At 71.0% G+C, this 23,870-nt stretch carries 18 protein-coding genes; 13 read left to right on the plus strand and 5 right to left on the minus strand.

The window, feature by feature from the left end; translation table 11 throughout:
- The first annotated feature begins 35 nt into the window (after positions 1-35).
- Positions 36-1,181 carry a MalY/PatB family protein gene (locus ACWD3E_RS19310; RefSeq protein WP_451388753.1) on the plus strand — a complete coding sequence of 382 codons (1,146 nt, stop codon included), beginning with the start codon at positions 36-38 and terminating at the stop codon, positions 1,179-1,181.
- A 271-nt stretch (positions 1,182-1,452) separates the two neighbouring features.
- Here the strand turns inward: ACWD3E_RS19310 and ACWD3E_RS19315 are convergent, their stop codons facing one another.
- Together ACWD3E_RS19315 and ACWD3E_RS19320 are read right to left on the minus strand one after the other, a co-directional pair.
- A complete protein-coding gene (locus ACWD3E_RS19315; protein ID WP_451388754.1) occupies positions 1,453-2,616 on the minus strand; it encodes an agmatine deiminase family protein in 1,164 nt (387 codons plus the stop codon).
- 181 nt (positions 2,617-2,797) lie between these two features.
- Positions 2,798-3,412, minus strand: a complete 615-nt coding sequence (locus ACWD3E_RS19320) for a TetR/AcrR family transcriptional regulator (RefSeq protein ID WP_451388755.1) — start codon at positions 3,410-3,412, stop codon at positions 2,798-2,800.
- 162 nt (positions 3,413-3,574) lie between these two features.
- Here ACWD3E_RS19320 and ACWD3E_RS19325 point away from each other — a divergent pair, with 162 nt between their 5' ends.
- The 12 genes from ACWD3E_RS19325 (at position 3,575) to ACWD3E_RS19380 (ending at position 19,968) form a co-directional block, all read left to right on the plus strand.
- Positions 3,575-5,143 carry a serine/threonine-protein kinase gene (locus ACWD3E_RS19325; protein ID WP_451388756.1) on the plus strand — a complete coding sequence of 523 codons (1,569 nt, stop codon included), beginning with the start codon at positions 3,575-3,577 and terminating at the stop codon, positions 5,141-5,143.
- An 81-nt stretch (positions 5,144-5,224) separates the two neighbouring features.
- Positions 5,225-5,806: a TetR/AcrR family transcriptional regulator gene (locus tag ACWD3E_RS19330; RefSeq protein WP_451388757.1), complete on the plus strand. Its 582-nt coding sequence runs from the start codon at positions 5,225-5,227 to the stop codon at positions 5,804-5,806.
- 229 nt (positions 5,807-6,035) lie between these two features.
- Positions 6,036-6,752 carry an urease subunit gamma gene (gene ureA / locus ACWD3E_RS19335; protein ID WP_451388758.1) on the plus strand — a complete coding sequence of 239 codons (717 nt, stop codon included), beginning with the start codon at positions 6,036-6,038 and terminating at the stop codon, positions 6,750-6,752.
- A complete protein-coding gene (locus tag ACWD3E_RS19340) occupies positions 6,749-8,500 on the plus strand; it encodes an urease subunit alpha (RefSeq protein WP_451388759.1) in 1,752 nt (583 codons plus the stop codon). Before ureA ends, ACWD3E_RS19340 begins: the two co-directional genes overlap by 4 nt.
- Before the next feature lie 105 nt (positions 8,501-8,605).
- Positions 8,606-9,619 carry an agmatine deiminase family protein gene (locus ACWD3E_RS19345; RefSeq protein WP_451388760.1) on the plus strand — a complete coding sequence of 338 codons (1,014 nt, stop codon included), beginning with the start codon at positions 8,606-8,608 and terminating at the stop codon, positions 9,617-9,619.
- Positions 9,620-9,677: 58 nt separating this feature from the next.
- A complete protein-coding gene (locus ACWD3E_RS19350) occupies positions 9,678-11,348 on the plus strand; it encodes an ABC transporter substrate-binding protein (RefSeq protein WP_451388761.1) in 1,671 nt (556 codons plus the stop codon).
- Complete coding sequence (locus tag ACWD3E_RS19355; protein WP_451388762.1) at positions 11,345-12,313, plus strand: ABC transporter permease; 969 nt, start codon at positions 11,345-11,347, stop codon at positions 12,311-12,313. Before ACWD3E_RS19350 ends, ACWD3E_RS19355 begins: the two co-directional genes overlap by 4 nt.
- The gene (locus ACWD3E_RS19360; RefSeq protein WP_451388763.1) at positions 12,310-13,170 is read left to right on the plus strand and encodes an ABC transporter permease; all 861 of its coding nucleotides are present in this window, start codon (positions 12,310-12,312) and stop codon (positions 13,168-13,170) included. The genes ACWD3E_RS19355 and ACWD3E_RS19360 overlap by 4 nt, the downstream gene beginning before the upstream one ends.
- Positions 13,167-14,177, plus strand: coding sequence for an ABC transporter ATP-binding protein (locus tag ACWD3E_RS19365; protein WP_451388764.1), 1,011 nt, complete (start codon positions 13,167-13,169; stop codon positions 14,175-14,177). The genes ACWD3E_RS19360 and ACWD3E_RS19365 overlap by 4 nt, the downstream gene beginning before the upstream one ends.
- Positions 14,170-15,000, plus strand: coding sequence for an ABC transporter ATP-binding protein (locus ACWD3E_RS19370; RefSeq protein WP_451388765.1), 831 nt, complete (start codon positions 14,170-14,172; stop codon positions 14,998-15,000). Before ACWD3E_RS19365 ends, ACWD3E_RS19370 begins: the two co-directional genes overlap by 8 nt.
- The gene (locus tag ACWD3E_RS19375; RefSeq protein WP_451388766.1) at positions 15,001-16,113 is read left to right on the plus strand and encodes an agmatine deiminase family protein; all 1,113 of its coding nucleotides are present in this window, start codon (positions 15,001-15,003) and stop codon (positions 16,111-16,113) included.
- 189 nt (positions 16,114-16,302) lie between these two features.
- On the plus strand, positions 16,303-19,968 hold the full coding sequence (locus tag ACWD3E_RS19380) for a beta-galactosidase (protein ID WP_451388767.1): 3,666 nt from the start codon (positions 16,303-16,305) through the stop codon (positions 19,966-19,968).
- Between the two features lie 83 nt (positions 19,969-20,051).
- On the opposite strand, the gene ACWD3E_RS19385 is transcribed toward ACWD3E_RS19380, so the two are convergent.
- From ACWD3E_RS19385 to adh, 3 genes are all read right to left on the minus strand, one after another.
- Positions 20,052-20,612: a TetR family transcriptional regulator gene (locus ACWD3E_RS19385; protein WP_451388768.1), complete on the minus strand. Its 561-nt coding sequence runs from the start codon at positions 20,610-20,612 to the stop codon at positions 20,052-20,054.
- A complete protein-coding gene (locus tag ACWD3E_RS19390; RefSeq protein ID WP_451388769.1) occupies positions 20,609-22,027 on the minus strand; it encodes an MFS transporter in 1,419 nt (472 codons plus the stop codon). The genes ACWD3E_RS19385 and ACWD3E_RS19390 overlap by 4 nt, the downstream gene beginning before the upstream one ends.
- Before the next feature lie 272 nt (positions 22,028-22,299).
- Positions 22,300-23,823, minus strand: coding sequence for an aldehyde dehydrogenase (gene adh / locus ACWD3E_RS19395; RefSeq protein WP_451388770.1), 1,524 nt, complete (start codon positions 23,821-23,823; stop codon positions 22,300-22,302).
- Positions 23,824-23,870 lie beyond the last annotated feature (47 nt).

Consider the following 23,870-nt stretch of genomic DNA (forward strand, 5'->3'; position numbering starts at 1 on the left):
ATGAGAAGCCGTTGATGACAGGAGAAAGGCCATCTATGTTCGACGACCTGGACGTCCGCGAGCTGTCCCGGCGCTCGGGAGTCAAGTGGAGCCGAGTCGAGCCGGACGTGCTTCCGGCATGGATCGCGGAGATGGACTTCCCGCCCGCCCCGAGCGTGCGTGAGGCCTTGCTGCGGTGCGTGGACAACGACCTCGGCTATCCCTCCTGGGACGGAGGGGCTGTGGGAACCCCCCTGCGGGCCGCGTTCGCCGACCGCATGCGAGAACGCCACGGCTGGGTCCTCGACCCTTCTCACGTAAGGGAGTTCACCGACATCAACCAGGGCCTCCAGGCCGTGCTGTCCGTCGCCACGCGGCCGGGGGACGGTGTCGTGGTGCACACGCCCACCTACCCGCCGTTCCTGGAGACGATCGCGAGCATGGGGCGCCGCCTCCACTCGGTGCCGTACACGCCGGACGAGGACAGCTGGACGTTCGACGCCGAGCGCCTGGACCGGGAACTGCGGGAGCGGCCCGCCCGGGTGCTGCTGCTGGTCAACCCGCACAATCCGACGGGACGTGCGCTGCGCCGCGAAGAACTGGAGGCGCTGGCGGGGCTCGCGCTCCGCCACGACCTGCTGGTCATCGCGGACGAGATCCACTCCGAACTCGTCCACGCCCCCCACCGGCACCTCCCGTTCGCCTCGCTCTCGGCCGAGGTGGCCGCGCGCACGGTGACCCTGACCTCGGCCACGAAGGCGTTCAACGTGCCGGGGGTGCGCTGCTCCGTCGCCCATGTCGGCGCGACCGAGGTGCGCGAGGCGCTGGCGAACCCGAGCCACCTGTACGGCGAGCCGAACACCTTCGGCGTCGCGGCCACCCTGGCCGCCTGGCGGGAAGGGGAGGACTGGCTGTCCCAGCTGAGGCCGGTCCTGGCGCGCAACGCCGAACTCGTGCGCGAGGAACTGCCTCCCGGTGTGCGCTACCGGGTCCCGCAGGCCACGTTCCTCGCCTGGCTCGACTGCCGCGAACTGGGACTGGACACCGACCCGCACACCTTCTTCCTGGACAAGGCCCGGGTCCTGCTCAACGACGGCCGCGCGTTCGGACCGGGCGGCGAGGGCTTCGTACGGCTCAACTTCGCGACGTCGCAGGACATTCTGCGGGAGATACTGGGCCGGATCCGGGGAGCCTTGGAGTGAGAGGTCCCGGGGCGTGATGGCGATGCCCTGGACCGAGAATGGTCCGGAACCCCTTTACGGAATCGCTCGCTGAGCCTTCTGCCTCCCTCCGGCGTGACCACGCCGGAGGGAGGCTCGTCGCCGAGGGACCGCGCCGGCTCGGTGGCGTACAGGTCGACGGCCGATTCTGTGAGGTCCGCCAGGTTGCCCGCGGTGTATCGCCCCCGCCGCCAGCCCGTTCCCGGCAGCGGGATGAGCTGCTGACCGAGATCCGCGCGCTGCCCGGGCTCGGTCAGGCGGCGGGCTTGCCGGGCTGGTCGTGGGTGGAGCAGTGGATTCCGCCGCCGCCGGAGGCGATGGTGTCGATCTGCACCTGGACGATGTCCCGCTTGGGGAAGTGTTCCTGGAGGATGGCCTTCGCCCGGGCGTCCGCCTTCCGGTCGCCGAACCTGGGCAGGAAGACGGCGTCGTTGGCGATGTAGAAGTTGGCGTAGGTGGACACGAAGTCGTCGCCCTCGCCGGTGATCTTGTCGAGGTCGGGCTGCGGCAGGTCGATGATCTCGAAGCGTCGGCCCCGCGCGTCGGTCGCCTTGCTGAGCACCGAACGGGCCTGGTCGGACGAACGGGACCAGGAGTCCGGGGGAGTGCCGGGGAACGCCTGGTCGAGGAGGACCACGCCCGGCGCGGTGAACCGTACGAGGCTGTCCACGTGCGCGTCGGTGATGTCCTCGCCGCGGACACCCGCCAGCCAGATCACCTTCTCCACACCGAGGGTCTCGATGAGCTCGTCCTCGATCTGGTCCCGGCTCTTTCCGCGGTTGCGGTTGTCGTTGACGATCGAGCTCTCGGTGATGAGGAGGGTGCCCTCGCCGTCGGTCTCGAAGGAGCCGCCCTCGGCGACGAGCGGCGCCTGTACGCGGGGGATGCCGTACTTGCCGAGCAGCTTGCGACCCACCTGGGCGTCGTTGGCGTGCTCCTGCCTGTTGCCCCAGCCGCTGAAGTTGAAGTCGACGCCGACGACCTCGCCGCCCTCCTCGACGAAGACGGGGACGGTGTCGCGGGCCCACAGGTCGTCGACGGCGAGCGGGATGACCTCGACCTGCGATCCGCACGCCCGCTGGGCCGCCGCCTGTTGGTCGGGGCGGGCCGGCATCACGACCGCCTCGTACTCCCCGACGGCTCGTGCGATGCGGGCGATGTCCTTCCGTACGTAGGGCAGTTCGTCCTCCCAGACGGAGGCGAGGGCGGGCCAGCACATGAACGTACGGGTGTGGCTCTCCCACTCGGCGCCGAAGCGGCGCTCGCCGTCCGACGCCGCGCTGCGGGCGGAGGAGCTGTTCGTGCCACCGCTCACGGACTCCTCGGGACCGCAGGCGGTGGCGCCGAGGGCAAGGGCGCCGCCGATTCCGGCGAAGGCGCGCAGGGCGGTGCGGCGGGAGGGGGGAAAGTGGGACACGGTGTGCTCCGATCGTGTACTGGCGAGGCTATCCGGCGGTGGCGGCGGGCGGATCGCGGTGACGCTCGGCGGCGGAATCGCGGGCCTTGGCTTCACGGGTATGTCGGCCGTACGGACGGCTGAGTGGAGGCGTGAGCGGGGATGGCCGTGGACGCCACTGTGACACTGACCGAATTTTCAGTCAAATCGCTGGGCCACCGTGAGGCACGCCGTCGCGCAGCCGTACCCCCTCGACCTCCGCCGCGATCGCGCCCCGCATCAGCTCGCAGGCGTGGTCGACCGGCAGTACCCCGATGAGCCACCGGATGCTCAGGCCTTCCAGAAGGACGATGAGCCGCTCGGCCGCGGCGACGAGGGCCTTGTCAGGGGCGGTGGGGGCGACCTGGCCCAGGAGATCCGCGATCTCCCCGGCCCATTCGAGGCCCGCCCGTGCCAGCTCCTCCCGCAGCTCCGGTTCGAAGACGGCGCTGGCCCGCAGCTCGCCCCATGCCGTGCTGTTCTCGCGCACCTCCGGGGTGTCCTGGAGCTCGAGCAGCAGCCTGCGTTCGAGCTCGCGGAGCGGACTCCCGGGTCGCTGTGGGCCGGGTGGCCGGCCGCGGGCGTACCGCTCCGCCCGGTCGCCGATGAACCTCAGTGTGTGGCGCAGCAGGCCCGAGCGGTCGCCGAAGTGGTAGTAGACGAGCGCTTTGGAGACCCGTGCCTCGGCGGCCAGCTCCTCCAGTCGCAGCCCGCGCACCCCGCGGCGTGCGATCACCCGGGCAGCCGCTTCGAGGATCGCCTTCTTCCGGTCCTTCACCCTTTGTCCTCTTTCGCCCGGTACTCATCCATCGGGTCGTGTTGACTGAAACTTTAGTCAGCATGCACGATCGGGCGTAGGGCGTGCCGTGCGCCCATCGGCACAGTCGTCCCTCGCTCCGGCTGTTCGACCAGCCGATCCGTACCGCCGAAAGAGCCGCCCATGCCCACCACCCAGCCGCCCCGGGCTCAGCCGGTCCAACCGCCGCTGTCACCCGACGATCCCCGCGAGATCGGCGGCTACCGAGTCCACGCCCGGCTCGGCTCCGGCGGGATGGGCATCGTCTACCTCGCCCGTACTCCGGGCGGTCGGCCCATCGCCCTGAAGGTGGTCCGCGAGGACTTCGCCGCCGACCCGGAGTTCCGCAGCCGGTTCGCCCAGGAGGTCGCGAACGCACGCCGCATCCACGGCCTGTTCACCGCGCAGGTGGTGGACGCCGGCGTCGACGCCGCCGTCCCCTGGCTCGCCACCGCCTACGTACCGGGTCCTTCGCTCCAGCAGGTCGTCGAGTGGTACGGCCCCCTGCCCACGCGCACCGTGCTCCTGCTCGTAGCCGGGATCGCGGAGGCCCTCCAGGCCATCCATGCGGCGGGTGTGGTGCACCGCGACCTCAAGCCCGCGAACGTCCTCGTCGCCGAGGACGGCCCCCGCGTCATCGACTTCGGCATCGCGCGCGCGGCCGACGCCACCGGGCTCACCGGCACCGGTCTGCGGATCGGCACCGCCGCGTACATGGCGCCGGAGCAGGCGCTCGGGCAGGCCGTGACGCCCGCCACCGACGTCTTCGCGCTCGGTGCTCTCGCCGCCTACGTGGCCGGAGGTGTCCTGCCCTTCGGGGCGGGCCCCGAGTCCGCCGCCCTCTACCGAGTCGTCCACGAGCCGGCCGACCTCTCCCGCGTACCGGAGGAGCTGCGCGAGCTCCTGGGGCACTGTCTGGCCAAGCTGCCCGAGCGGCGACCCACCCCGGCCGAGCTGATCGCCACCGTGCGCGCGCACCCCGCCGTAGGTCCTTCGCCCGAGTTCGGCGAGGGCTGGCTGCCCGGGGCGGTCGGGCGGGAGGTCATGCGTCGGGCATCGGGCCCGTCCGCCCCCGAGCCCACGCTCCTCGACGGGCCGTCCGTGCACCACCGGCCCACACAGGCGTCCGCCCCGTCCGTCGCGCTGCCCGCGGAGCGGGGCGCCTCGGGCGCCGGTGCGCACGGCGGTCCGCCCGTACGGCGGGACCGCCGCAGGAATCGGCGCGGGCGTACGGCCGTGACGGCAGGAGCCGCCGCCCTCCTCGCCGCGCTCATGGCGGCGGCCGGAGCCGTGTACTGGCTGGACGATCCCGGCCGGCGCGGAGCGGAATCGGATGTCGCTTACACGCCGCGCTACGAGGACGTCGAACTGACCGCCCCCGACGACGGCTACGAGTTCGACCTGGATGCCGGGAAGGTGACGCCCGCCGAGACCGCCACGTGGTACCTCGCTCGCGACAAGGGCGAGTTCGTGCTGCCCGAGGACTCCGACGCCTTCATCGCCTCGGGATACGTGCTCAGTCCCGCCGACTGCGAGCGGGGGGTCGACACAGAGCCGGTGACGAGTCTGCCGTTCGACGAGCTGACCGACGAGCGGCCGTTCTGCGTGCGCAGTGCCGACGGCGAGCGGCTCGTCGTGGCGCGTGTGGTCGAGACGACTCCCGACGGCGGCCCGGTCACGGTGGTGCTGAGCCAGTACCGGAGGAACAGGTGAGCCGAGCGGGAGCCGGGTGGCTCTCCGGCGGTGGACGCCGTGGCGATCGCCCCGCCCGGTGGTCCGGATAGGGTTCGTGACATGGCGTCTCGCAGTACTCAGATCCTGGAAGCGGCTGCCCGGGTCATCGCCCGGCGTGGGGTCCGCGGGCTCCGCGTGGAGGAACTGGCCGAGGAGGCCGGAGTCTCCACCGGCCTGATCTACTACCACTTCAAGGACCGCACCGGAATCCTGCGCCACACGCTGGAGTTCATCAACGACCGCGCCGAGCGGTACACCACAGAGCGGGACCCCGACGCGGAACCGCTGGGCCCCCGCGAGGAGCTCGACCAGGTCCTGCTCCTGGAGCTCCAGGACACCCCTGAGGTGCGGGAGAACAGCACGGCCTGGGGTGAGCTGAGGGCGAGCGCCGTCTTCGACCCCGTCCTGCGCGAGGACCTCGCCCGGGCGACTCTGGTGTGGGTACAGGAGGTGGCCGCGCTCATGGGGCAGGTCCACCCCATGGCGCCGGCGGCCCGGCTCGCCTCGGCCGCCGAACGGCTCACCGCTCTGCTCGAGGGCCTGAGCATGCGCTGGCTGAGCGGCGGCCTCGCGATCGACCACGCGCGCACCCTCATGTCGGAGGCCATCGAGGTGGAGCTGGCCCGGCTGCGCCAGTCGTAGGCTCCCGCGGTCCGTTGCCCTGTGGACGTTCACCCGTCCCTGGGCGCGCCCGATCTATTGACTGAAATTTCAGTCAGTGCCACAGTGAGGTCATCGCAGGGCCTCGCCGGTCCGCTCGCACCCGATGTCGAGCCGTTCCCGCGAAAGCCCCCGACTCCCTCGCCCTCTCCCCGCCGCGCTCGCAGGGGAGGAAGGAAACACCCATGTACGTCACGCACGCGAGGCCGGCATGCCGCTGACTCCCACCGAGCGGGACCGCCTGCTGCTCTTCACCGCCGCCGAACTCGCCCGGACCCGCCACGCGCGCGGTCTGCGGCTCAATGTCCCCGAGGCGACCGCGCTCATCGCGGACACCGTCTGCGAGGCCGCCCGCGACGGCTTGCGCCTGGCCGAGGCGATCGAGCGGGGACGCACGGCCCTGGGCCCGGACGATGTGCTGCCCGGCGTCGTCGACGTCGTTACCGAGATCCAGGTCGAAGCCGTCTTCGACGACGGCTCGCGGCTCGCCGTCGTCGCCGAGCCGTTCGGGCCCCTGAACCGGAACGACGGCGCCCCCGGAGCCGTAGTGCCCGGCCCGGACGACCCTGCCGTGCCCGAGCCGCTCGTGACGCTCACCGTGCGCAACACGGCGACGGTCCCGGTCGGCGTGACCTCCCACTTCCACTTCTTCGAGGCCAACCCGCGCCTCGCCTTCGACCGCGCCGCCGCCTACGGCATGCGGCTGGCGGCCCCGGCCGGGTCGTCGACCCGCTTCGACGCGGGCCAGGCCGTCGACGTGGGTCTGGTCCCGATCGGCGGTTCACGCGTCGCCATCGGCTTCGCGGGCCTGGTCGACGGACCTCTCGACGCCCCCGGTGCCAGGGCCCGGGCCCTGGCACGGGCCGCTGCCTGCGGCTATCTCGGTGCTGAGCCGGCCAAGGAGACTTCGGAAGGGGTACGGGCATGAGCAGGCCGAACCGGCACGGCGACCACTGTGCTCCCGGGCGCAGCCGTCACATCGACCCCCACGAGTACGCCGCGGTGCATGGCCCGCGGGCCGGTGACCGGATCAGACTCGGTGACTCCGGGCTCGTCGTCCGCGTGGAGTCCGACTCCCAGAAGCCCGGCGACGAGTTCCTCGCCGGCTTCGCCAAGACCGCCCGCGACGGGCTGCATCTGAAAGCCGCCGCCGTCCGCGAGACCTGTGACGTGGTGATCACCAACGTGCTGGTGATCGACGCGGTGCTGGGCATCCGCAAGGTGTCGATCGGCATCCGCGAGGGCCGGATCCATGCCATCGGCCGGGCCGGCAATCCCGACACCCTCGACGGCGTCGACGTCGTCGTCGGCACGGGGACGACGATGATCCCGGGGGAGGGGCTCATCGCCACCGCCGGAGCCGTCGACACCCACGTCCACCTGCTGTCGCCCCGCATCATGGAGGCCTCGCTCGCCAGCGGCGTCACCACGGTCATCGGCCAGGAGGCAGGCCCGAGTTGGGGTGTGGGCGTGAACTCGCCCTGGGTGCTCGGGCACGCATTCAACGCCTTCGACGCCTGGCCGGTCAACATCGGCTTCCTCGCCCGGGGTTCGTCCTCGGACCCGGCCCCGTTGGTGGAGGCTCTCGCCGAGGGCGGCGCGTCCGGTTTCAAGGTCCACGAGGACATGGGCGCGCACACGCGGGCGTTGGACACGGCGCTGAGGGTGGCCGAGGAGCACGACGTCCAAGTGGCCCTGCACAGTGACGGGTTGAACGAGTGTCTGTCTGTCGAGGACACCCTGAGCGTTCTGGAAGGCCGCACCATCCATGCCTTCCACATCGAGGGCTGCGGCGGCGGACACGTACCCAACGTCCTGAAGATGGCGGGCGTGCCGAACGTCATCGGCTCCTCCACCAATCCGACCCTGCCGTTCGGCCGGGACGCGGTCGCCGAGCACTACGGCATGATCGTCTCCGTCCACGCACTCAAGACCGACCTGCCGGGCGACGCCGCCCTGGCGCGTGACCGGATCAGGGCCGGGACGATGGGCGCGGAGGACGTGCTGCACGACCTGGGCGCGATCGGCATCACCTCCTCCGACGCGCAGGGCATGGGACGTGCGGGGGAGACGATCCGGCGTACGTTCGCCATGGCCGGGAAGATGAAGGCCGAGCTGGGCCCGCTGGAGGACGACGGTCCGGGAGACGACAACGCGCGCGTGCTGCGCTACATGGCCAAGCTCACCATCAACCCGGCGATCGCCCACGGCCTCGCGCACGAGATCGGTTCGATCGAGGTCGGGAAGATGGCCGACATCGTGCTGTGGCGCCCGCCGTTCTTCGGAGCCAAGCCGCAGATGGTCATCAAGAACGGCTTCCCCGCCTATGGAGTGACGGGTGACCCCAACGCGGCCACCGACACCTGTGAACCCCTTGTCCTCGGCCCCCTGTTCGGCGCCCACGGCGCGACCCCGGCAGACCTCTCCGTGGCCTTCGTCAGCCGGGCCGCAGCCGAGTCCGGTTCCTTCGGCCGCCCGTACGACGCGATGGCCACCCGCCGTCGCCGGGTCGCCGTGCGCGGCACCCGCGGCATCGGCCCGGCCGACCTGCTGCTCAACTCGCGCATCGGGGACGTCCAGGTCGACGGCCACAGCGGCCTTGTCACGCTCGACGGGGCGCCTCTGCGTTCCGAGCCGGCGCAGGAGGTCTCCCTGAGCCGCCTCTACTTTCTCTGATCCTCCTGTTTTCTCTGACCCTCCTGGGCTTGCTCGCGCCCTAATTCTTGACTGAAAGTTCAGTCAAGACCATGATCCCTCTCCATCGATCGAGAAGAGACCCCGATGACCGCTTTCCGTATGCCCGCCGAGTGGTCCGAGCACGAGGGCTGCCTGATGGCCTGGCCGACCCGCGTGGACCTGTGGGACGGCGTCCTCGACGCCGTGAAGCGCGAGTACGCCGATGTCGCTCGCGCCATCGCCCGATTCGAGCCCGTCACCATGGTCGCCCCGCCCGGCTTCGGCGACGACGCCCGCGCCCACTGCGGCGATGACGTCACCGTCGTGGAGCTGCCCCTCGACGACTCCTGGTTCCGCGACTCCGCGCCGCTGTTCGTCCTCGACGGCGACGGGCGCCGGGCCGGCGTCGACTTCCGCTTCAACGCCTGGGGCCGCAAGCACCATCCCTACGACTCCGACGACCGCGTCAGCGCCCTGCTCCTGGAGCACCTCGGCGTCGACCGCATCGCCTCCGGCATGATCCTGGAGGGCGGAGCCATCACCGTCGACGGTGAAGGCACCCTCATCACCACCGAGCAGTGCCTCCTCCACCCCAACCGCAACCCGGACCTGACCCGGGAAGAGATCGAGGCCCAGCTGAAGGGGCAGCTCGGCGTCGAAAAGGTGATCTGGCTCCCGTACGGCGGACTGCTCGACACCGAGACCGACGGCCACGTCGACGGCGTCTGCGCCTTCGCCGCCCCCGGCAAGGTCGTCGTCTCCCTGCCCGAGGACCCCGAGCACCCCGACTACGCCCGGATGCGCGCCAACCGTGCCGTCCTGGAGTACTCGACCGACGCCCGGGGGCGTGCCCTGGAGATCGTCGACGTCCCCCAGACCGCCTTCGCCGAGGTCGCGGGCAACCGAGTCGAGGTCTCGTACCTGAACTACTACGTCGCCAACGGCGGAGTCGTCGTCCCGGTCGCCGGAGCCCCCCAGGACCCGGCCGCCCTCGAGGTGATCGCCGCCGCGTACCCCGACCGCAAGGTCGTCGGCGTGCCGGCTCCGGTGATCGCGTACGGCGGCGGCGGTGTCCACTGCATCACCCAGCAGATCCCGGTGGCCCGCCCCGGCGCGTGACCCAGCAGGAAGCCCCTCTGCAGCCCTCCGCCCTGCCGTACCGAAAGAGAGCGCGACGATGAGCACCGCACCACCCCCGCCCCGCGTCCCTGGACGCCGCCCTGGGAGGGCTGCCCTCGCGGCCCTCACCTCGGTCGCCGCCCTCACGGCAGTCACGGCCTGCGCCGGCCCGCCCCGCGGCGGCACCGGTGCCTCGTTCGTGCTCTCGGCCGGTACCCCCAAGCCCAGGGGAGACATCGACTCCTTCACGTGGGCCGTCTACGCCGAGCCGCCCACGCTCGACTACACCATGGCGTTCGACTACCCGCAGAACACCATCCTCTCCAACGTCTGCGAGAGCCTGATGCGCTGGACGCCCGGGCTGACCCTCGAACCCGCACTCGCCGAGAAGGCGACCAACCCCGACCCGACCACCTGGGTGTACGACCTGCGGCGCGGGGTGCGCTTCCACGACGGCCGGACGATGACCGCGGACGACGTCGTCTTCAGCCTCGACCGGCAGCGGGACCCGAAGAACGCTGCCGCCTGGGCGCAGAACTTCCAGAATGTCGCCTCCATCCGGAAGACCGGTCCCCTTCAGGTCACCGTCAAGCTGAAGAAGTCCGACTCGCAGTTCCCCCAGTACATGGCGACCGCCGCGGGCGTCGTCGCCTCCAGGACCGGGGTCACCGCGGCGGGAGCCGACTACGGCACCTCCGGCGGCCTCGCCTGCACCGGCCCGTTCACGCTCGGCGCCTGGCAGAAGGGGCAGTCGCTGGAACTCGACCGGTTCGACGGTTACTGGGGCACCCGCGCCAAGGCCGGGAAGGTCGTCTTCCGCTTCCTCACCGACCCCTCCGCCCGTACCAACGCCCTGCTCACCGGAGAGGCCGACGGGGGCTACCTCATCCCCACCGAGAGCTACGGGCGCCTCAAGGACAGCGGCGTCGGCACCCTTTACTTCGGCGAGGGCCTCAGCACCGTCAACCTCGGCATCACGAACATGAACGGCCCGCTCGGCGACGTACGCGTACGTCAGGCGCTCTCCCTCGCCCTGGACCGCGCCGGATTCGTGCAGGCCGGCCTTGGCGGCGCGGGGACCGCCACCAGCTCCCTCACCGCCCGCGCCGCATGGGCGGGCGCCTCACCCGAGGTCCGCAAGGCAGCGCTCGACGGACTGCCGCCCACGACCCGGAACGTCGAGCGGGCGAGAGCGCTCGTCAAGGAAGCCGGAGCCGCCGGCAAGACCCTCACCGTCGCCACCAGCTCCATCGGCCAGGACGTCTCCCTCCTCGCCACCGCCGTCCAGGCCGCCGGCAGCGAGATCGGGCTCAGGATCACCCTCAGGTCCGTCGCCCCCGACGCCTTCACGGCGCTCTTCACCGACCCAGGGGCGCGCGAGGGCATCGACATGTTCCCGCTCACCTACTACGACTCGATCACCGACCCGCTCGACCTCCTGACCAACTTCAGGACCGGTGCGTACCTCAACTTCGCCGGATACAGCGACAAGCGCTACGACGCACTGGTCGAGCGGGCCACCGCCACGTACGACAAGGACCGCCGCCTGCGCGTCGAGAGCGAACTCCAGCGGCACGCCGCGCAGCGGCTGCCCTGGATCCCGGTCGCGGAGTGGCCGACCGCCCTCTTCCTGAACAAGAGGATCACCGGCGCCCCCACCACGATCGCGTACATGTACTACCCGTGGGCCGCCGGCATCGGCGCCGCGGACGCGGGGAGCACGCCGTGAACGCCGTCGACTTCCTGAGATTCGCCGTACGGCGGGTCGCCGAGATGGCGGCCACCCTCCTTGTCGCCTCGTTCGTCGTCTTCGGTGCCATGTACCTGGCGCCCGGCAGCCCCGCGAGCTTCCTGCTCTCCGGCCGCTCCGCCTCACCCGAGGCGCTGGCCGCCGTCAACGCCCGCTACCACCTCGACGATCCGTTCGCAGCACGGTACCTGCGCTGGCTCGGCGACATGATCCAGGGCGACTTCGGCCGATCCCTCACCTACCGCACCGACGTCTTCCGCCTCCTGGCCGACCGGCTGCCCACCACACTGCTGCTGATCACCATGGCGCTGGCCGTGGTCGTCACCGTCGGCCTGCTGCTCGGCCGGACCGCCGCCGTACGCGGCGGCAGGACCGACTCCGCCGTCCTCCTCGCCACCACCCTCGCCGTCGGCACGCCGTCCTTCGTCGCCGCCGTCCTGCTCCAGGGGCTGTTCGCCGTCAGGCTCGGCTGGTTCCCCAGCAGCGGCGCCGGCGACGGATTCCTCGACAGGGTGTGGCATCTGACCCTGCCCGCGATCGCCCTCGCGCTCTACCTGATCGGCATGCTCGCCCGCGTCACCCGCACCGCCATGCTCGAGGCCCTCGACAGCGAACACGTGACCGTCGCGCGCAGCCGGGGCGTCCCGGAACGCCTGGTCATCCGCCGCCACGTCCTGCGCAACTCGCTCGGGACCGTGCTCACCACCGGCGGCCTGATCGTCTCCACCCTTCTGGTCTGCACGATCCTCGTCGAGACCGCCTTCAGCATCGGCGGCATCGGACAACTCCTCGAACTGTCCACCACCACCAAGGACTTCCCGACCGTCCAGGCCGTCTCCCTGATCATCGTGGCGCTGTTCATGGCCGTGAACCTGATCGTGGACCTCCTGCTGCCCCTGGTCGACCCCCGGATCACCCTCGGAACGAGAGGGGTCGCCGCATGACCGCCGTCCTCACCCGTCGCCCCGGCCTCTCCAGGATCCGAGCCGCCTCGGGCCGTTCACCGCTCAGCCTTGCCTGCCTGGGCTTCGTCGGACTCGTCGTCCTCGCGGCGCTGCTCGCGCCGTGGCTGGCGCCGCACGACCCCAACGCCGTCGACCTCGGCTCCTCGCTCGCCGGGACCTCCGCCGACCACCCGCTCGGCGCCGACACCGCAGGCCGCGACACCCTCTCCCGGCTGCTCCTCGGCGCCCGCACCTCCCTGCTCGGCCCGCTTGGTGTGATTGTCTTCTCCACCCTCGCGGGCGTCGCCGTCGGCACCACCGCGGCCTGGCGCGGCGGCTGGCTGGACTCCGTCCTGTCCCGCTCGACCGAACTCGTCTTCGCCTTCCCCGGGATGCTCCTCGCGATCCTTGTGGTCTCCGTGTACGGGGAGGGCCTGCTCGCCCCCGTCGTCGCGCTGGGTCTCGCGTACCTGCCCTACGTCAGCAGGCTCACCCGCTCGCTCGTCCTGGCGGAACGGGCCCGTCCGTACGTGAGCGCCTACCAGGTCCAGGGCCACTCGGCGCTCCAGATCTGCCTGCGCCACGTCCTGCCGGGCATCGCCCCCGTCGTCCTCGCCCAGTCCACCATCAACTTCGGCTACGCGCTCATGGACCTGGCCGGTCTGTCCTTCCTCGGCCTCGGCGTGCCCCCGCTCACGCCCGACTGGGGCCGCATGGTCTTCGACGGCCAGACCGCCATCCAGCACGGCTACCCGCTCTCCGCGATCCTGCCGTGCGTCCTCGTCGTCCTCACCGTCGTCGCGTTCAACGTGGTCGGAGAGCGCTGGGCCGACCGCGTCGCCAGGAGAGACCGATGACCACAACCGCCTCCCCGCCGCCGGCGCCCACGCTCGACATCCGGGGCCTGCGCCTGACCCTCCCCGGCACCGCCCGCCCCGTCCTCGACGGCGTCGACCTCACCGTCGGCCCGGGCGAGACGGTCGCCCTCGTCGGCGAGTCAGGCTCCGGGAAGTCCCTCACGTCACGCAGCGCGCTGGGTCTGCTGCCGCCCCGCGCCGCCGCCGAAGGCGCCGTTCTGGTCGAGGGCCACGACGTCCGCACCATGGACGCCGACCGGCTGCGCGCCCTGCGCGCGGGCACCGTCTCCATGATCTTCCAGGACCCGCGGGCCACCCTCAACCCGCTCCGCCGCATCGGCGACTTCCTCACCGAGGGCGTCCGCTCGACCGGGACCATGGACGCGCCGACGGCCACCGCCCGCGCCGTGGAGCTCCTCGGGGCCGTCGGCCTCGACGACACCGCCCTCGGGAAGTACCCGAGCCAGGTGTCCGGCGGCATGCTGCAACGCGTCGTGATCGCCGCGGCGCTCATGGGCGACCCCGTACTGCTCCTCGCCGACGAACCGACCACCGCGCTCGACGCCACCACCCAGGCCGAGGTGATCGCCCTCCTCGCCCGGCTCCGCGAGAGCTTCCGTACGGCCCTGCTGTTCGTCACCCACGACCTCGACCTCGCGGCGGCGATCAGCGACCGCGTGTACGTCATGTACGCCGGGCGGATCGCCGAGACCGGCCGCGCCGACGTCCTCTTCGCCCACCCCCGCCACCCGTACACCGCGGCCCTGCTCGCCTCCACACCCCGCCTCACGACCCCGGGCGGCCGGCTCTCCGCCATCCCCGGACAGCCGCCCGACCCGCGCACGCCCCTGACCGGCTGTGCCTTCGCCGCCCGCTGTCCCCTCGCGACCGGGATCTGCCGGGAAGCCGCCCCCGAAGCGCTGCCGGCCCCCGGCCGGCCCGAACACCTCGCCGCCTGCCACCACAGCGAACGGCTCGCGCGGGAAGGAGCGGTCAGCGATGCCTGAACCCCTGCTGCAAGCCGTCGGCCTGAGCCGTGCCTTCGAGGCCGTACGGGCCGTGGACGGCGTGTCGTTCACCCTGCCCGAGGGCGGCTCCCTCGGCATCGTCGGCGGCTCCGGCTCCGGCAAGACCACCACCGCCCGCATCGTGGTCGGCCTGGAGCGGGCCGACGCGGGAGAGGTCCGGATACGGGGCAGGGCTCGGCCCGCCCGGGCACGCGGCCGGCGGCAGCGCCTGGCCAGAGCCCGCGAGGTGCAGATGGTCTTCCAGGACCCCTACCTCTCCCTCGACCCCAGGACCAGCGTCGAACGGGTCCTGCGCGAGACCCTGCGCCTGCACTTCCCCGACCGCGACCCCGAGCCCCGCATCCGCGAACTCCTCGACCAGGTCGGCCTCGGCACCCGCGCCGCCGACGCCCTGCCCCGGCAGCTCTCCGGCGGCCAGCGCCAGCGCGTCGCCATCGCCCGCGCCCTCGCCGTGGAACCGGCCGTCCTCGTCCTCGACGAAGCGGTCGCCGCCCTCGACGTGTCCGTACAGGCCCAGATCCTCAACCTGCTCGCCGACATCCGCGCACAGACCGCGATCGGCTACCTCTTCATCACCCACGACCTCGGCGTGGTCCGGTGCGTCACCGACGAGGTCCTCGTCATGCACCACGGCCGCGTCGTCGAGGCCGGCGCCACCGCCGAGGTGCTCGCCGCGCCTGAGCACCCGTACACCCGGCTGCTCCTGGACTCCGTACCGCGCCCCGGCTGGAACCCGGACCGGATCGCGGAGGCCCGCCGGCAGCTCTCGTCCCCGCAGGCAACCCCCACACAGGAGGCATGAATGACCCGAGGACTGAACCGGCGAGGATTCCTCGCCGCCGCCGGCGCGACCGCCGCCGGCGCCGCCCTCGCCGCGACGACCCAGGACAGGGCCCGCGCCGCCGCGGGCACCTTCCGTGTCCCGGTCGAGGATGTCCGCCACACCCGCACCTGGATGGCCTGGCCGGACAGCACTTCCATATGGGTCGGCAAGCTGAGCGGTGTCCAGGCGGACATCGCCCTGATCGCCCGTACAATCGCCAAGTACGAACCGGTCGTCATGTGCGCCAACTCCGGCAGCGCCGCCAGGGCACGCTCCATGTGCGGCTCGTCGGTCACCGTCATCGACTCCATCCCCGTCGACGACTGCTGGATGCGCGACACCGGCCCCGTCTTCCGCACCGACGGCTACGGCGGCCTCGACGCCGTCGGCCTCAACTTCAACGGCTGGGGCAACAAGCAGACCCACGCCAGTGACGCCCTCGTCGCCGAGCGGATCGCCTCCTACGTCGGCGTCCCGTTCACCTACGCCGACCTCGTCGGGGAAGGCGGCGCCATCGAACAGGACGGCGCCGGAACCCTGATGGCCACCCGCAGCAGTCTGGTGAACCGCAACCGCAACCCCGGAGTGTCCGAGAGCCGGCTGGAAACCGCGATGTGCGACGCCTACGGCGCCACCAAGGTCATCTGGTTCGACGGCGTCTACGGCCAGGACATCACCGACGACCACGTCGACGCCACGTCCCGCTTCCTCGCCCCCGGCGAGGCCCTCGTCCAGATGCCCCTCTCCACCGACACCGACGCCTTCGCGCGCGACGCCCGCCAGCAGTACGGCATCCTGTCCGCCTCGACGACCGCCACGGGCCGGGCCATGGACGTGATGCGCCTCCAGGGCGCGGACTACAACAAGATCCGCTCCACCAACCGGAACTTCCTCGCCTCCTACGCCAACTTCTACCTCTGCAACGGCGCCGTCATCAGCGCCCAGTTCGGCGACACGACGGCGGACGAGGCGGCGAAGGCGACCCTGGCCCGCCTCTACCCGGACCGCGTCATCGAGCAGTTGAACATCGACCGCCTCGGCACGGGCGGCGGCGGCATCCACTGCGTCACCCAGCAGCAGCCCGCCGTGTGAGCAAGGGTGCCTGGAGAGAGCAACGTCCTTTCCAGGCACCCGACTCCGTCGAGGCGGGCAACCCTCAGCCCCGGATGCGGCTGATGCACTCCCTCAGAAATAAACACGTTCCAACCGTTCTCCTCAAAGCTCAACGTTTCTAGACTCCTGGCTGTTCGCGCTCGCTCATCTCTGTGAGGAGTAACGTTCATGCCCTTCAGGCCGCACCGCAGACGCGGACGCGCCGCCGTCGTCGCCCTCGCCGCCTGCACTCTCGCCGCCTCGGGACTGCTCGGCGCTCCGGCGCAGGCGGACGCCCCGGCGAAGGCACCACGTCCGGCCGTCTCATCGCCCGTGCCGGACATGTCGGAGCCGCACAAGGTCTCCTACGACGCGCACTCCATGACCATCGACGGCAAGCCGCTGTACATCTGGTCGGGCGAGTTCCACTACTGGCGTCTGCCCAGTCCGGACGCCTGGCGCGATGTCCTGCAGAAGATGAAGGCGGGCGGCTACAACGCCACCTCCATCTACTTCGACTGGGGCTTCCACTCCGCCAAGCCGGGCTCGTACGACTTCACCGGTGTGCGCGATGTCGACCGCCTGCTCGACATAGCCGCCGAGGTGGGCATCTACGTCATCGCCAGGCCCGGCCCCTATATCAACGCCGAGACCGACGGCGGGGGCTTCCCCGGCTACCTCACCACGCAGAAGGGGAAGGCGCGCTCCACGGCGCCGGACTACCTCAAGGCCGCCGACGAGTGGCTGTCCAGGATCGACCCGATCATCGCCCGCCACCAGCTCACCGAGGGCAAGGGGTCGGTGATCGCCTACCAGGTCGAGAACGAGTACTACGACGACAGCGAGGACGGGCACGCCTACATACGCCACCTCGCGGACCAGGCACGCGCCCACGGCATCACGGTGCCGCTGACCGGCAACCACAATGGCACGTTCGCCCAGGAACTCGATATCGACGGTAGCGACTCCTACCCGCAGGGCTTCAACTGCTCCCACCCCGACACCTGGCACAGGCTGCCGGACTTCTCGAGCGCCAAGAGACCGGACGAGCCCCTGTTCCTGGCCGAATTCCAGGGCGGATCCTTCGACCCCTGGGGCGGCCCCGGCTACGACAAGTGCCGGGAACTGACGAACGGTGAGTTCGACAAGGCCTCGTACGAGAACAACATCGCGTCCGGCGCCACCATGCAGAACTTCTACATGGCGTACGGCGGCACGTCCTGGGGCTGGCTGCCCTCGCCGGAGAACGTCTACAGCTCCTACGACTACGGCTCCCCGATCAGCGAGAACCGTCAGCTCACGGAGAAGTACCTGGTCAACAAGAGGCTCGGGTACTTCGTCCAGGCGGTGACCCCGCTCACCGACACCGAGCCGTACACCGCCGGCGCACCGGACAACACCGCGATCTCACGGCGCGACCGGCGCAACCCCGACACCGGCACCACGTTCACGGTCGTCCGCCACAAGGACGTCAACAACAAGGCCAAGGACACCATGCACCTGGCCCTCGGCTCGTACCCCTCCGTGCCGCAGGAGCCGGGGACCGCGCTGACCATCGACGCCCGCGACACCAAGATGCTCGTCGCCGACTACGCGATGGACCACCAGCAGCTGCGCTACTCGACCTCCGAGATCATGACGCACGGCACCTTCGGCGACCGTGACGTGGCACTGCTCTACGGCCGCCACGGCGAGGACGGCGAGAGCGTGCTGCACTACGACGCACGCCCGGAGGTCACCGTCCTCAGCGGCTCCGTCGAGCAGCACTGGGACTCCGACAAGGGAGACCTGCGCCTGAACTACCACCACGACGGTCTCGCCCAGGTCCTCGTCACCCCCGTGCACGGCACCCCGGTGCTGCTGCTCCTCGCCGACGACGCCACGGCCGACACGTACTGGCGGCTCGACACCCCCGAAGGACCGGTGCTGGCCTCCGGGCCGGAGCTGCTGCGCACTGCCGACTACGAGGACGGCGTGCTCCGGCTGACCGGTGACACCGACAAGGCGGCGAAGCTGCGGGTGCTCACGGGAACCCCGGCCACCTCGGTCACCTGGAACGGCAAGCCCGCCACCGGAGCGCTGGATTCCACCGGTGCCGCCCTGGACGGGCCGAAGCCCGTCCAGCTGCCGCAGATCGGGAGCTGGAAGTTCCAGAAGGAGACTCCCGAGGCGCAGCCCGGCTTCGACGACGCCGCCTGGCGCGCCGCGGACGGACCCTCGCCGGCAGCGGACCACTACGGCTTCCACACCGGCTCCGTCTGGTACCGCGGCCACTTCACGGCCACCGGTGACGAGAAGTCGGTGCGGCTCAACGTCTCCACCGGCAGGGCCGGTTCCTACCTCGTCTGGCTGGGCGGCCGTTTCCTGGGCAGCAGCCGTGCCGGGGAGCACACCTTCACCATTCCGAGCGGGGTCCTGAAGCCCGGCAAGGACAACGTCCTGGCGGTGCTCGCCGCAGACATGGCGCACCATGAGGACTGGTCCGCCGACGATGCTCACAAGGAACCCCGGGGTCTGACCGCAGCCGCTCTGATCGGCTCCGAACGGCAGATCGGATGGCGTCTGCAGGGGGCACTCGGCGGCGAGGACCTCGCCGACCCGGTGCGCGGACCGCTCAACACGGGCGGCCTGTACGGTGAACGCCACGGCATGCACCTGCCCGGCTACCCCGACTCCGGCTGGCAGAACACGGCGCTGCCCCATACCGACGACACCGCGGGAGTCTCCTGGTACCGCACTCACGTCGACCTCGACCTGCCCGCCGGGCAGGACGTGCCGATGGGGCTGCGGATCGACGACGACACCAAGCGTCACTACCGCGCCATGATCTACGTCAACGGCTGGATGGCCGGGCTCTACGTCAACGACCTCGGACCGCAGAAGTCCTTCCCGGTCCAGCCGGGAATGCTCAGGACGAACGGCCGTAACACCATCGCCGTCGCCGTGATCAACGAGGACGGCCAGGGCGGTGGACTCGGCAGGATCTCCCTGGAGTCCTACGGCAACCACACCACGCCCCTGCGCTACACCGATCTCGACTCCCCGTCCTACGCGCAGGTACCCCATCGCGACACCGTGGCGAGCGCGGACGTCCTGATCACCGCGCCCGACACTCTCACCCGCGGCGGCACCGGGAAGGTCACGGCCTCGTTCACCCCGCGTGCTTCGGCCGCCCATGACGCGACGCTCGCGCTGCGGCTGCCGCAGGGGTGGAAGGCAGAGCCGGACGCTTCGCAGAAGCTGGGTACCGTGCCCGCGGGCCAGACAGTGACGCGAACCTGGGAAATCACCGCTCCCACCGAGGCCGGCACACCGTGGACGACGGCGTTCTCCGCCACCGCGTCGTACACCTCCCGCGGACGGGAGTCCTCGGCGAGCGCGCCCGCGACGGTCCTCACGCCCCCCGCGCCGCCCAAGGCCGGGACGGACGAGGTGAGTTCGCTGGAATTCGATGCCGTCAACGGCTGGGGCCCGGTCGAGCGGAACACGTCGAACGGCGAGCAGGAGGCAGGCGACGGCAGGCCCATCACCATCGCCGGCACGACGTACGACACCGGCCTCGGCGTGCACGCGGACAGCACGGTGACCGTCTACCTGGGCGGATCGTGCACCCGCTTCACCGGTGTCGCCGGGGTGGACGACGAGATGGGGGGCGCCGGCAGCGTCGCCTTCTCCGTGCTGGCCGACGGCAAGGAACTGTTCACCACCGATGTCGTCAGGGGCCACCAGGCGGGAGTGCCCGTGGACGTGGACATCACCGGGGCGCGTGTCCTGGAGCTGCATGTCTCGAACGGCGGCGACGGCTACGGCGCCGACCACGCCGACTGGGCACGGGCCAGGGTGACCTGCGGCTGAGCATCTCCTGGTAGGCACAGTACGGGCGCCGGGCCGGCGGCTGCTACCCCCGCTCGCACGGGGGTGGCAGCCGCACGGTGACTTCAGGCGGCCAGCGCGGCGAGGACGGACTGCATCAGCGGCACCAGGTCGTCAGTTTCCGCAGCGGCCAGGGAGTCGAGTGCGCCTGCGTTCCGTGCCAGCAGCACACCCACGAACGCGGCGGCGGCCAGCTCTGCGCGCAGGCGGGGCTGGTCGACGCCCTCGCGAGTGAAGCGATCGTGCAGGGGGTCCACCAGACGAGCCTGAAGTTGGGCGCGGGCGGCCTGCTGGGCCACCGGGTCGTCGTGAGGCTGGACGGCGGACCGGAAGATCGGGCCTGTCCCGCGTCGGCCCACGCGGTCGAACAGGGTGCGCAGGCGATCCGCATCGAGCAGGTCGGGCGGGGCGTCGGTGCCGGTCTCGACCTGCAGCGCGGCGATGTACAGGCCGCTCTTGCCGCCGAAGTAGCGGGCGATGAGTGCCGGGTCGACGCCGGCTCGCTCGCCGATGTCGCGGATGGTGGTCCGCTCGTAGCCGCGCTCGGCGAAAAGCGCTCCGGCCGCCGTCAGGAGCAGCTCGCGGCTGCGGGCGGCATCCCGGGGGCGGTGCCGTGCGGGGCTCATCGGGTGACCTTCCTGGATTCGTCCGCGCCCACCCGTCGGGACGGAGAGACGGCGACCGGTTTCGACACGGCTGCGCGCTCGGCGTCGCCGATCCGGGGGCGTCCGGGCCGCAGCACCAGGATGGCCAGGATTGTCACAGCCCACACAGCGCACGAGAGCAACGCAGCCTCATGGTAGCCGCCGATCTCGGGCAACCGGTGCCCGGCAGCGGTGTGCGCCTGCAGCACGGTGGCGCTCAGCACGCTGCCGGTGGAGAAACCGACGTAGCGCAGCACCTGGTTGAAGCTCATCGCACTGCCCGTCTCGTGGGCGGGGACGCAGGTGGTGATCATGCCGGGCAACACGGCGAAGAGCAGGCCGACGCCGAAGCCGGCCACACCCATCACCCCGAAGAGCTCCCAGAGTTGGTCATGCGCGAGTGCGAAGCTCGCCACAGCGGCCAGGCCGACCAGGCACCCCACGGTAAGCACCAGAGCGGGCGACACCCGGCGGGCGAGCAGCGGAGCCGCGCGCCCGGCCGCGACGCAGGCGAGCGAGAACGGCAGCAGTACCAGTCCGGCAACCACGACCGAGGCCCCGAAGCCGTAGCCGGCGCCGGCCGGCGTCTGTACGAACCGCGTGACCAGCGACATGAGCAGGTACATCCCCACGCCGGCGGCCAGCCCGGTCGCGTTCGCGATCAGCATGGTGCGGTCCCGTACCAGCCGCAGATCCACCAGTGGGTGCTGCGTGCGCAGCTCGTGCCTGATCCACAAAGCCGCGAGCAACAACGCCGCTGCGGCCAGCGCGACAAGCTGCACCGATGCCCAGCCCCAGACTTCGCCCTCGCTCAACGTGAGCTGCAGCCCCGCCAGCGCGGCGCCGAGCAGCAGCGCGCCGGGGAGATCCAGCCGCGCCCGGGCGCGGCGCGGCGCCTGCGGCAGGACGACGGCCGCGCACACCAACACCAGTGCGGCGGCCGCCGCACCGAACCAGAACCCGCCCCGGACGCCGAAGGACTGCGCGATCAGCCCGGTGACCGGGTAGCCCAGCCCGACGCCGGCGACGGTGGTGATGGACAGCATCGCCACCGCGGGGCGGGCCCGCCCCGCGGGGAGAGCGTCGCGGGCCGTGGCGATGGCGAGCGGGGTCAGCCCGAGCCCCACCCCCTGCATCGCCCGCCCGGCGATCAGCCAGACGAATCCCAGCGGCAGCGCCGCCAGGACGCTGCCGGTCAGCACTGTGCCCAGGGCGCCGAGAATCACCCGGCGTCGGTGTGGACCGTCGCCCAGGCGGCCCATCGCCGGGGTCGCCACGGCGCCCACCAGCAGCGTCACAGTCAGCGACCACTGGGCATCGCTCAGAGAGACGTGGTCGGCGGCCGCGATCGTGGGCACCAGCGGCGCTCCCAGACTGCTGACGACGGCGACCAGCATGCCCAGGCACGTCAACACCGGGACCAGTGCCCGCGCCCGCCATGACTGCATCTCTTCGACCAGCAGCATCGCCCGCAGATCTCCTCTATGTCATCATGTGATGTCTTCAGATGATGACATAGGCCGCTGCCCGGATGCGAGGGCGGTGGGTGGGCTGCGGCTGATGGCCCGGGGCCAGGACCGGTGCCGCACGACGAGGACTACCCGACAGGCCAAAGCCGCCGAGGCAGCCTGGAGCGCAACGATGCGTCCAGGCAACCCGGCTTCAGGCTCTAGAAGAAGCCAAGTTTCTGAGGGCTGTAAGAACAAAGAATGTTCTTCGTCTGCTGATAGTGGTCCAGCATCATCTTGTGCGTCTCGCGGCCGATCCCGGACTGCTTGTAGCCGCCGAACGCCGCGTGCGCGGGGTAGGCGTGGTAGCAGTTGGTCCAGACGCGGCCCGCCTGGATCGCTCGGCCCGCGCGGTACGCGGTGGTCGCGTCCCGGGTCCACACGCCCGCGCCGAGGCCGTACAGCGTGTCGTTGGCGATCTTGATCGCGTCGGCGAAGTCGTCGAAGGAGGTCACCGAGACGACCGGGCCGAAGATCTCCTCCTGGAAGATCCGCATGCGGTTGTCGCCCTCGAAGATGGTCGGCTGGACGTAGTAGCCGCCCTTCAACTCGCCGTCGTACTCGACGCGTTCACCACCGGTCAGGACCTTCGCGCCCTCCTGGCGGCCGATGTCCAGGTAGGAAAGGATCTTCTCCAGCTGGTCGTTGGAGGCCTGCGCGCCGATCATCGTGTCGGTGTCGAGCGGGTGCCCCGGCTTGATCAGACGGGTGCGGGCGACCGCCGCCTCGAGGAACTCGGCGTAGTTGCCGCGCTGGATCAGCGCCCGGGACGGGCAGGTGCACACCTCGCCCTGGTTGAGCGCGAACATCGTGAAGCCTTCGAGGGCCTTGTCGCGGAAGTCGTCGTCGTGCGCCCACACGTCGTCGAAGAAGATGTTCGGGGACTTGCCGCCCAGTTCCAGCGTGACCGGCTTGATGTTCTCCGAGGCGTACTGCATGATCAACCGCCCGGTAGTGGTCTCCCCGGTGAACGCGACCTTCGCCACCCGCGGGCTGGAGGCCAGCGGCTTGCCCGCCTCCACACCGAAGCCGTTGACGATGTTCACCACGCCCGGCGGCAGCAGGTCCGCGATCAGGCTCATCCAGTAGTGGATGGACGCCGGCGTCTGCTCGGCGGGCTTGAGGATCACGGCGTTGCCCGCGGCCAGGGCGGGCGCCAGCTTCCACGCCGCCATCAGGATCGGGAAGTTCCACGGGATGATCTGCGCGACGACCCCAAGCGGCTCATGGAAGTGGTACGCCACCGTGTCGTCGTCGATCTCGCTCAGCGACCCCTCCTGCGCCCGGACTGCCCCCGCGAAGTAGCGGAAGTGGTCGATCGCCAGCGGGATGTCGGCGGCCAGCGTCTCCCGTACCGGCTTGCCGTTCTCCCAGCTCTCGGCCACCGCGAGGGATTCGAGGTGCGCCTCCATCCGGTCCGCGATCTTCAGCAGGACGTCGGAGCGCTCCGTCACCGAGGTACGGCCCCACCCGGGGGCCGCCGCGTGCGCCGCGTCCAGTGCTCGCTCGACGTCCTCCGCGGTGCCGCGCGCGATCTCGGTGAACGGCTGCCCGTTGACCGGCGACGGATTCTCGAAGTACTGCCCGCGGACCGGCGGCACGTACTCGCCGCCGATGAAGTGGTCGTAGCGCGCCTGGTAGGAGACGATCGCGCCCTCCGTGCCGGGCGCCGCGTAACGGGTCATGCTGGTCTGCCTCCCGGTGAAGCGCTGCCCGCCGTTGGGCAGCTCCC

The organism is Streptomyces sp. NPDC002676 (assembly GCF_053592455.1).

What these genes read in the sequence shown, in the direction of transcription:
- ACWD3E_RS19325 (WP_451388756.1), top strand. Translation starts at nt 3,575, where the DNA reads ATGCCCACCACCCAGCCGCCCCGGGCTCAGCCGGTCCAACCGCCGCTG.
- ACWD3E_RS19360 (WP_451388763.1), top strand. Translation starts at nt 12,310, where the DNA reads ATGACCGCCGTCCTCACCCGTCGCCCCGGCCTCTCCAGGATCCGAGCC.
- ACWD3E_RS19370 (WP_451388765.1), top strand. Translation starts at nt 14,170, where the DNA reads ATGCCTGAACCCCTGCTGCAAGCCGTCGGCCTGAGCCGTGCCTTCGAG.
- adh (WP_451388770.1), bottom strand. Translation starts at nt 23,823, where the DNA reads ATGACCCGTTACGCGGCGCCCGGCACGGAGGGCGCGATCGTCTCCTAC.
- ACWD3E_RS19375 (WP_451388766.1), top strand. Translation starts at nt 15,001, where the DNA reads ATGACCCGAGGACTGAACCGGCGAGGATTCCTCGCCGCCGCCGGCGCG.
- ureA (WP_451388758.1), top strand. Translation starts at nt 6,036, where the DNA reads ATGCCGCTGACTCCCACCGAGCGGGACCGCCTGCTGCTCTTCACCGCC.
- ACWD3E_RS19310 (WP_451388753.1), top strand. Translation starts at nt 36, where the DNA reads ATGTTCGACGACCTGGACGTCCGCGAGCTGTCCCGGCGCTCGGGAGTC.
- ACWD3E_RS19385 (WP_451388768.1), bottom strand. Translation starts at nt 20,612, where the DNA reads ATGAGCCCCGCACGGCACCGCCCCCGGGATGCCGCCCGCAGCCGCGAG.
- ACWD3E_RS19330 (WP_451388757.1), top strand. Translation starts at nt 5,225, where the DNA reads ATGGCGTCTCGCAGTACTCAGATCCTGGAAGCGGCTGCCCGGGTCATC.
- ACWD3E_RS19380 (WP_451388767.1), top strand. Translation starts at nt 16,303, where the DNA reads ATGCCCTTCAGGCCGCACCGCAGACGCGGACGCGCCGCCGTCGTCGCC.
- ACWD3E_RS19365 (WP_451388764.1), top strand. Translation starts at nt 13,167, where the DNA reads ATGACCACAACCGCCTCCCCGCCGCCGGCGCCCACGCTCGACATCCGG.
- ACWD3E_RS19345 (WP_451388760.1), top strand. Translation starts at nt 8,606, where the DNA reads ATGACCGCTTTCCGTATGCCCGCCGAGTGGTCCGAGCACGAGGGCTGC.
- ACWD3E_RS19340 (WP_451388759.1), top strand. Translation starts at nt 6,749, where the DNA reads ATGAGCAGGCCGAACCGGCACGGCGACCACTGTGCTCCCGGGCGCAGC.
- ACWD3E_RS19390 (WP_451388769.1), bottom strand. Translation starts at nt 22,027, where the DNA reads ATGCTGGTCGCCGTCGTCAGCAGTCTGGGAGCGCCGCTGGTGCCCACG.
- ACWD3E_RS19350 (WP_451388761.1), top strand. Translation starts at nt 9,678, where the DNA reads ATGAGCACCGCACCACCCCCGCCCCGCGTCCCTGGACGCCGCCCTGGG.